Raw genomic sequence first — 8,672 nt, forward strand, 5'->3', positions numbered from 1 at the left:
GGGTTCCTCGTTGGCGGCGGCGCCGCGGGATCGGATGGATCGGCATGCCGTGAATATGATGATCATCATATTCACGACGGACTAAAAGGCCGCGCAATGCGGCCTTGGAAAATAATCAGCGGGCGGGCGGGACGCCGCGGTCGTACTGGTCCAGGATGGCCTTGCGCGCCGACGCCAGCACGTCCCGGCCGTGGGCGTTGTCGCCCAGCGCGCGCGCCAATTGCAGGGCGCCCACCAGGGTGCTGGTCACCGCGGCGGCCGCGTGCTCGTCCGCCGTATCCGGCAACACCTGCCTGACACCCTCCAGCAGACGCCGCACCCGGACGGCCCCGGCCTCGCGCACGTCGGGCGACTGGCGCGGGATCTCCGAGGCCAGCGCCGCGACCGGACAGCCCCGTTCGCAGCCGGCCAGGTGCGCGTCGCTCAGATAGGCATCCACCCAGGCGCGCAGCGGGCTCGCGCCTTGGGCGCGCCGCTGCGCCATGCCTTGCGACAGGCGGTCCGCGCCGTCGCGGCCCGCCCGTTCCATCGCCACCGCGAGCAGCGCGTCGCGCGAAGCGAAATGCGCATAGAAGCCGCCATGCGTCAGCCCGGCCTCTTTCATGACCTCGGCCACCCCTACCCCGGCGCAGCCCTCGCGCCGGATCGCGCGCGCGGCCGCGTCGACGATGCGCTCATGGGAGAGTTCCTTGCGGGTGGCGGGAAGATTCATGGCCTTGAATCAGAAATATGATGATCATCATATTAAGAGCCCGCCATCTTGCGCGCAACTGTTTTTTTAGGGGGACGGGACGCTAGCGCCAGACGTCCGGTTCGATGCTGACTTCGCCTTTATCCGCCGAGAAATACACCACGCCGTCGGAAATATTGGCGTTCAGCTGCATGGTCCGCTCGGCCAGCCTGGCCAGGGCCTTGGTCTGCTCCGAAGGCAGGTTGACGACCTTGAGGTTGCGGGTGCGCTCGAGCTTGTTCTTCACGCCGTCCCACCAGATCCTGCTGGCGGAGCCGCCGTAGCAATAGATGATGACTTCCTCGGCGCGGCCGCAGGCGCGCAGGATGCGGCGCTCTTCGGGCTGGCCGACCTCGATCCACTGCCTGACCGCGCCCGTCAGGTCCTTGGCCCACAGGTCCGGCTCGTCGGTGTCGCTCAGGCCCTTGGTGAAGGCCAGTTCCTCCTGCGCATGCAGGGCGAAAGCCACCAGGCGGACCATCATGCGCTCATCGGTTTCCGAGGGATGGCGGGCCACCGTCAGCGAATGGCTGCCGTAATAGTGGCGATCGGTGTCGGCGACGTTGAGTTCGGCCTTGTAGATGGTGGCGCGCAGGGCCATGGCGAGAATCCGTTGAATGAAGCTGATGATCGAAGGCCGCCATGATACCGCTTGCCGGCCCGCTGTCCGGCGGGTTTGCGGGCACAGGCGCCGGCGCTACACTGGCTGCCTGCCCGGTTCCTCCAGCCCGCTTCCCCATGACCGCCACCGCCGCCCTGCTCGCCTTCACCCTGGCCGCCGCCATCCTGACCGTCACGCCGGGCATGGATAGCGCCCTGGTGCTGCGCACCGCGGCCGTCGAGGGCGGCAGGCGGGCGTTCATGGCGGGCCTGGGTATCTGCGCCGGCTGCCTGGTGTGGGGCGCCATCGCCGCGTTCGGGCTGGGCTCCCTGCTGCTGGTGTCCACCCTGGCCTATGACGCGCTGCGCATCTGCGCGGCGCTGTATCTGTTCTACCTGGGAGTGACGCTGCTGTGGGGCAGCCTGAAGCGGGGGCAGCCCGCCGCCGGCCCGCAGGCGCCGCGCGCCCCGGCCGCGGCCGGCCCCGCCGGCTGGTTCGCCCGCGGCTGCCTGACCAACGTGCTCAATCCCAAGGTCGGCGTCTTCTACATCACCTTCCTGCCCCAGTTCATTCCGGCGGGCGCGGACGTGCTGCGCTTCAGCCTGCTGCTGGCCGCGATCCACGCCCTGCTGGGCGTGCTGTGGTTCGCGCTGCTGGTGGCCGCGACGCGCCCGCTGGCGCGCTGGCTGTCGCGGCCCGCCGTCATGCGCGGCCTGGACCGCATGACGGGCGCGGTCTTCATTGCGTTCGGATTGAAGCTGGCGCTGGAGAAGCGCTGAAGCCGGCAGAGCCGGCCGGACCTTACGCGCAACGCTCGACCAGATCCGCGATCAGGCTCGTTACCGCCTCGGGCTGGTCGAGATTGGGCAAATGGGCGGCATCCGGCAATTCCCGCCCCTGCGCATCGGGCAGCTCGAGGGCGACCGCCCGACTGCGCTCCTGGATGTGCGGAAAGTCGAGCGCGCCCCACACGACCCGCGACGGGACGGCGATCTCTCCCAGGCGGCCGTAGATCGGCCAGTCGTCGCGATTGACGCTTCCGGGCGTGGAACGCAGCGCAATCGCGTTCATGTCCAGGAACAGGCGCCGGGTTGCTCCCTGCACCCGCCCTTCCGGGGCCAGCGGGCCGTCCAGGAAGAGGCGCGCCTTGATTTCGTTCAGGCGATCCAGATCTCCAGCCGCTTCCGCGCGCCCCTGCTGCGCGACCATCTCCAGCAGATCCGCCGGGTAGGCCGGCGCGGGCGCTCCCGCCACGGTCGGAGAGATCAACGCCAGGCCGCATACCCGCGAGGGATGCCTGAGCGTGGCGCCTAGCGCGATATTCGCGCCTTGCGAGCATCCGACGAGGATGGCCGGCGAATTGCCGGCGACCGCATCGAGCACCGCGATCAGATCCGCCACGGCGGAATGGTCCCCCGTTGCCCGGCTCGATTCCCCGAACCCGCGCCGGTCATAGGCGACGGCCCGGCAGGTCGCGCCGAGGGCATCCAATTGCGCCCGCCACATGCGTCTGTCGCAGACGTTCGCATGGAGAAAGACCACGACGGGACCGCTGCCGGCGATTTCGGCGGCCAGGGCGGCCCCGCCTGGGACGACGATGTGGGAGTTCATACGGCCTCTTGAGCGTTCGGGATCCGGCCGCGGAACCGCAGTCCGACCCTGAGGCCGCCCATGACCGCGCTGTAGAAGCCCAGCGCGCGTTCGAACGCGGTGACGCCGATGAAAACGTGGGAAAACACGGTTCAGCTCCTCGTCGTGCAAGCCAGCGGGAAATGCCGGTGTCGGATGCCTGCCCCGCGGGGCGTCCGACACCTGTGCCCGCTCAATATACGCCGACGGCGTGCCGCGCCACGAAGTGGCCGTCGCCCACGGCGACCAGGGGCTGGACCAGCGGGTCGTCGCCCACCTTGCGCACCGGGCTGGGGATTTCGTCGACCAGCAGCGAGCGCTCGCGGTGGCGGCGCTGCGGATCGGCGATGGGCACCGCCGCCATCAGCTTCTTCGTGTAGGGGTGCTGGGGATTCTCGAAGATCGCCCGGCGCGGCCCGATCTCGACGATCTGGCCCAGGTACATCACCGCCACCCGGTGGCTCACGCGTTCGACCACCGCCATGTCGTGCGAGATGAACAGGAACGACACGCCCAGCTCGCGCTGCAGGTCCAGCAGCAGGTTCACGATCTGCGCCTGGATCGATACGTCCAGCGCCGACACGGATTCGTCGGCGATCACCACCTTGGGATTGAGCGCCAGGGCCCGAGCGATGCAGATGCGCTGACGCTGGCCGCCGGAGAATTCGTGCGGATAGCGGTCGATCATTTCAGGCAGCAGCCCGCACTTGTCCATCAGCCAGCGGACCCGGTCCTGCGCCGCCTTGCCGCGCGCCACGCCGTGGATCAGCAGCGGCTCCATGATGGAATAGCCTACCGTCATGCGCGGATCCAGCGAGGCGAACGGGTCCTGGAAGATGAACTGGATGTGGCGGCGCAGCGTCTGCATGGCGCTGCCGCGCAATGCGCCGATATTCTTGCCATCGAATTCGATGGTGCCGCTTTTGCTCTTGACCAGTTGCAGCAGCGAGCGGCCGGTGGTCGTCTTGCCGCAGCCCGACTCGCCCACCAGAGACAGGGTCTCGCCCGGGTAGAGGTCGAAGCTGACTTTCTCCACCGCGTGCACGCGTTTCTGCACGCGGCCGAGGATACCGCCCGTGATGTCGAAACTGGTGGTGAGGTCTCGCACCTTCAGCACTGGCCCGTTCTCGCGGCGCACCGTGGACGCAACGGCGGCGGGCGCTTCGGCCGGCCGTTGCGCGGGCGCCTCGTCCACCCGCAGCAGCGGGAACGGCGCGGGCTGGTCGGTGCCCTGCATGGCGCCCAGCCGCGGCACGGCGGACAGCAGGGCCCGCGTATAGGGATGGCGCGGGCGGGCGAAGACCTCATCCGAGCCGCCCTCTTCCACCTTGTCGCCGCGGTACATGACCAGCACGCGGTCGGCCACTTCGGCCACCACGCCCATATCGTGCGTGATGAAGATCACGCCCATGTCCATCTCTTCCTGGAGCTGGCGGATCAGCTGCAGGATCTGCGCCTGGATGGTGACGTCCAGCGCCGTGGTCGGCTCGTCCGCGATCAGCAACTGCGGCTTGCACGACAGCGCCATGGCGATCATGACCCGCTGGCGCATGCCGCCCGACAGTTGGTGAGGATAGCGGTCCAGGATGGCACGGGCCTCGGGGATGCGCACGCGCTCCAGCATGCGCAGCGTCTCGGCGCGCGCCGCGGCCGCGTCCAGCCCCTGGTGCAGCTGCAAGGCCTCGGCGATCTGGTTGCCGGCCGTGAAGCTCGGGTTCAGCGAGGTCATCGGCTCTTGGAAGATCATCGCCACGTCCGCGCCGCGCACGCGCTGCAGCAGGGAGTCCGGCGCGTTCCCCAGGTCCAGGACTTCGCCATTGCGCCGGCGCAGCAGCATGCCGCCATTGACGATCCTGCCGCCGCCGTACTCCACCAGGCGCATCAGCGCCAGCGAAGTCACGGACTTGCCGGAACCGGACTCGCCCACGATCGCCAGGGTTTCGCCTCGATCGACGTGGAAAGAGACGCCGCGCACCGCTTCCACGGTGCGCTCGGGAGTCTTGAAGCGCACGGTCAGGTCATTGACCTGGACGACGCGTTTGGGATCCATTGTTGCCATATCGATTACTTGTCCTGACGCGGATCGAGCGCATCGCGCAGCCCGTCGCCCAGCAGATTGAAGCCCAGCACCGCAAGGAAAATAGCCGATCCGGGGAAGATGGACATCCAGGGCGCCTGGGTCATGAAGTTCTTGGCGGTGTTCAGCATCGAGCCCCACGACGGATTGGGCGGCTGCAGCCCCAGGCCGAGGAAAGACAGGCTGGCCTCCGCAATGATGGCGGTCGCGATCGTGATGGTGGCCTGCACGATCAGCGGCGGCATGACATTGGGGAACACGTGCCGGCCGATGATGCGCAGGTCCGACGCGCCCAGCGCGCGGGCGCTCTGCACGTAGTCCTCGTTCTTGACCGCCAGCACCTGCCCCCGCGTCAAGCGGATGAACTTGGGCGCGGCGGACACGCCGATGGCGATCATGGCATTGGTCAGGCTGGGGCCCAGGAAGGCGGCCAGCGCGATGGCCAGGATCAGGAAGGGAATCGCCAGCAGGGCCTCGGTGGCGCGCGAGATGACGCTGTCCGTCCAGCCGCCGAAATAACCGGCGGCCAGACCGAACGGCACCCCCGCCACCAGGGCGATCAGGACGGATACGAGCCCCGCCATCAGCGAAGCGCGGGCGCCGTAGACCATGCGGCTGAAAATGTCGCGGCCGAGTTCGTCCGTGCCCAGCCAATACGAGGCCGACGGCGCCTTGCGGATGGTGGTGAAGCTGGTCTGGAAAGGATCGTGGCTGGCGATCAGCGGCGCCAGCACGGCCAGCAGGACGAACAGCAGCACGATCCCCAGGCCCAGCATGGCGATCCGGTTGCGTTTGAATTTCGCCCAGGCGCGATTGCGGCTGCGGGGCGGCGTGACGGCCGCGGCCGTTGCGGGAAGAGCGCTCATGAATGCCTCAGGCGGGGATTGACCAGGATGTAGAGGATGTCGGCCAGCAGGTTCATCACGATGAAGCCCACCGCGACGCAGAGCACCACGCCCTGCACCACCGCGTAGTCGCGCGTGAAGACGGCGTCGACCACCAGCTTGCCGAACCCCGGGATCGTGAAGACCTGCTCGGTCAGCACGGCGCCCGCCAACAGCTCGCCGAACAGCAAGGTCACCAGCGTGACGATGGGCATCAGCGCATTGCGCAAGGCATGGCGCAGCACCACTTTGCGCGGCGACACGCCCTTGGCGCGCGCGGTGCGCACATAGTCCGCGGACAGGGCCTCCAGCATGGCGGAGCGGGTATGCCGCATCAGGTAGGCCGCGATCGCCGTGGACAGCACCAGGGACGGCATCAGCATGGTCTTGATCGACAGCCAGAAATCCTCGGACGGCGACACGTAGCCCGACGCCGGCAACAGCCTCCACTGCACCGAGACCACCATGATCAGGATGATGCCCAGCCAGAAGTTGGGAATCGACATGCCGGACAAGGCGGCGATGTTCGCGCCCATTTCGACGGGCTTGCCCTTGCGCACGGCGGCCACGATGCCCATGGGGATGCCGATCAGCAACGCGAAGAACATGGCCATGGCGGCCAGCTGCAGCGTGACCGGCAGCTTCTGGCCGATCAACGTGGTGACGGGCACGTCGGTGCGCAGCGACTTGCCCAGGTCGCCCTGCAGGACCTGCCCGGCCCATGCGGCGTATTGAACGGGCAGCGGATCGTTCAGGCGGTATTTTTCGCGCAGGTAGTCGAGCACGGCCGGATCGCGCTCTTCGCCGGCCAGGGTCAGCACCGGGTCGCCGGGCAGGATTTTTTGCAGCATGAAGACGATCATCGACACCAGTATCAATGTCGGTATCGCGACGATCACGCGGCGCAAGATGAGTTTAAGCATATGGAAACCGTGAAACAGGAGCGGCGGAAGGCGCCAGCCGGACTGGCCTTGCGGCCGCCGCAAAGAATAACCGGACGCGCAAGGCGCGTCCGGCAGAGGCGGCCGGAAACAGCCGCCCCGTGGTCACTTCTGCGCGAAAGTCATGCCTTTGAGCCGGATCATGCCATCCGGATAGGGCGTGAAGCCCTGCACCTTCTTGGCCAGCGCGAAGGGCCAGGGCTGGTAATAGTTATACACCCCGGGCAGTTCGTCCTGCAGGATGGTCTGCGCCTGGTCGTAGATGGCACGGCGCTTGGCCTCGTCGGGCACGGTGCGCGCTTCGTTCAGCAGTTTGTCGACTTCCGGGTTGCAATAGTGGCCGTCGTTCAGCGCGCCCTTGCAGGTGACGAAGGCGTGGATGTTGCCGTCCGGATCGACCCGGCCGGACCACCCCAGCATCACCACCTGGAAATTGCCGCCGGCGGATTCCTTCTGCAGCGCCGCGTATTCCGTGGGCCGCAGCGACAGGTCGAAGCCCGCCTCGGACGCCATGGCCTGGACGATCTCGGCGATCGACGAGGTGGTGGTGTTGTTGCCGAACATGACCTCCGCCTTCACGCGGTCGAAGCCGGCCTGCTTGAGCAGCGCCTTCGCCTTGGCGACGTCGCGCTTGGTCGGCGGGAATTTGTCGCTGTGGTAGGGGCTGGCGGGCGGGAACGGCTGCTGGGCCGGATCGAAAATGCCGCCCCCCGCCACTTCGCTGATCGCGTTGCGGTCGATGGCGTACTGGAACGCCTGGCGCACCAGCTTGTTCTTGAACGGGTTGTCCTCGGCGCGCTTGCCGTTGGCCACGTTGAACATGAACTGCTGGAAGCCCAGCCCCGCCACGGGCGCGAAGGTCAGGCTGGTATCGCCCTTGACCTGCGGCACGTCGGAGGGATTCAGGCGCTCCAGCATGTCCAGGTCGCCCGCGCGCAGGTTGGACAGGCGCACGGTGGTGTCCGGGATGGGCAGGAAGGTCACGCGCTTGAACGCGAAATCCTTGGCGTCGTAGTACTGGTCGAACTTCTCCAGCACGATGCGGTCGTTCTGGATGCGCTCGACGAACTTGTACGGACCGGAACAGATAGGCTTGCGCCCCACGGCCGCCACGTCGTCGGTGAAGGTCTTGGGCGACAGCATCATGCCGGCGCGGTCGGACAGCTGGGCCAGCAAGGTGGCGTCCGGCTTCTTCAGCGTCAGCACGAGCGTGGCGGCGTCCGGGGCCTCGACCTTGTCCACCGAGGCCAGCTCGCCCTTGCGCAGGCTGTCAGGCAGGGTCATGGCGCGTTCGAGGTTGGCCTTGGCCGCGGCGGCGTCGAACTTCGTGCCGTCGTGGAACAGCGCGTCCTCGCGCAGCTTGAAGGTCAGCACCTTGTTGTCGGCGCTGAACGACCACGACGTGGCCAGTTGCGGCACGAAGTGCAGCTTGGGGTCGATGTCGATCAGCTTGTCGCACAGCGACGTGAAGACGATGCGGCCCACGTAGGTGCGCGCCCGGTGCGGATCCAGGACGTCGGGATCTTCCTGCAGCCCGATCCGCATGTTCTGGGCGGACGCCGCGCCCGCGGCCAGCGCCAGCAGGCCGGCGCCGAAGGTCAAGGTCAAGCGTTTCATTGTGTTTATTCCCCTTGTGGTTGCAGTGCGTACCTATTTTGCCGCCGGGCCGTCCCAAGGCAAAATGCGCCCCCTCGGGGGGCAGCAAGCCGAAGGCGCGGCGTGGGGGCATTTTCTGCCGCCGGGCCGTCCCAAGGCAAAATGCGCCCCCTCGGGGGGCAGCAAGCCGAAGGCGCGGCGTGGGGGCATTTTC

At 67.6% G+C, this 8,672-nt stretch carries 9 protein-coding genes; 1 reads left to right on the forward strand and 8 read right to left on the reverse strand.

The window, feature by feature from the left end:
- Positions 1 to 115 precede the first annotated feature (115 nt).
- Both ACN6PJ_RS26600 and ACN6PJ_RS26605 read right to left on the reverse strand, forming a co-directional pair.
- A complete protein-coding gene (locus ACN6PJ_RS26600) occupies positions 116 to 712 on the reverse strand; it encodes a TetR/AcrR family transcriptional regulator (RefSeq protein ID WP_427998776.1) in 597 nt (198 codons plus the stop codon).
- 82 nt (positions 713 to 794) lie between these two features.
- Positions 795 to 1,331 carry a YaeQ family protein gene (locus tag ACN6PJ_RS26605; RefSeq protein WP_427998777.1) on the reverse strand — a complete coding sequence of 179 codons (537 nt, stop codon included), beginning with the start codon at positions 1,329 to 1,331 and terminating at the stop codon, positions 795 to 797.
- Positions 1,332 to 1,468: 137 nt separating this feature from the next.
- Here ACN6PJ_RS26605 and ACN6PJ_RS26610 point away from each other — a divergent pair, with 137 nt between their 5' ends.
- Positions 1,469 to 2,110, forward strand: a complete 642-nt coding sequence (locus tag ACN6PJ_RS26610; protein ID WP_427998778.1) for a LysE family translocator — start codon at positions 1,469 to 1,471, stop codon at positions 2,108 to 2,110.
- Between the two features lie 22 nt (positions 2,111 to 2,132).
- Here ACN6PJ_RS26610 and ACN6PJ_RS26615 read toward each other — a convergent pair whose 3' ends face one another.
- The 6 genes from ACN6PJ_RS26615 to ACN6PJ_RS26640 form a co-directional block, all read right to left on the reverse strand.
- Positions 2,133 to 2,942, reverse strand: coding sequence for an alpha/beta fold hydrolase (locus ACN6PJ_RS26615; RefSeq protein WP_427998779.1), 810 nt, complete (start codon positions 2,940 to 2,942; stop codon positions 2,133 to 2,135).
- Positions 2,939 to 3,070, reverse strand: a complete 132-nt coding sequence (locus ACN6PJ_RS26620; protein ID WP_427998780.1) for a hypothetical protein — start codon at positions 3,068 to 3,070, stop codon at positions 2,939 to 2,941. The genes ACN6PJ_RS26615 and ACN6PJ_RS26620 overlap by 4 nt, the downstream gene beginning before the upstream one ends.
- An 83-nt stretch (positions 3,071 to 3,153) precedes the next feature.
- Positions 3,154 to 5,010 (reverse strand): dipeptide ABC transporter ATP-binding protein, encoded by a 1,857-nt coding sequence (locus ACN6PJ_RS26625; RefSeq protein WP_427998781.1) that lies wholly within the window; start codon positions 5,008 to 5,010, stop codon positions 3,154 to 3,156.
- 14 nt (positions 5,011 to 5,024) lie between these two features.
- The gene (locus tag ACN6PJ_RS26630) at positions 5,025 to 5,903 is read right to left on the reverse strand and encodes an ABC transporter permease (protein ID WP_427998782.1); all 879 of its coding nucleotides are present in this window, start codon (positions 5,901 to 5,903) and stop codon (positions 5,025 to 5,027) included.
- The gene (locus tag ACN6PJ_RS26635) at positions 5,900 to 6,844 is read right to left on the reverse strand and encodes an ABC transporter permease (protein WP_427998783.1); all 945 of its coding nucleotides are present in this window, start codon (positions 6,842 to 6,844) and stop codon (positions 5,900 to 5,902) included. Before ACN6PJ_RS26635 ends, ACN6PJ_RS26630 begins: the two co-directional genes overlap by 4 nt.
- 123 nt (positions 6,845 to 6,967) lie before the next feature.
- Positions 6,968 to 8,479 (reverse strand): ABC transporter substrate-binding protein, encoded by a 1,512-nt coding sequence (locus tag ACN6PJ_RS26640; RefSeq protein WP_427998784.1) that lies wholly within the window; start codon positions 8,477 to 8,479, stop codon positions 6,968 to 6,970.
- Between the last annotated feature and the right edge of the window lie 193 nt (positions 8,480 to 8,672).

It is taken from the genome of Achromobacter sp. (genome assembly GCF_050285585.1).
GTDB lineage: Bacteria > Pseudomonadota > Gammaproteobacteria > Burkholderiales > Burkholderiaceae_B > Achromobacter.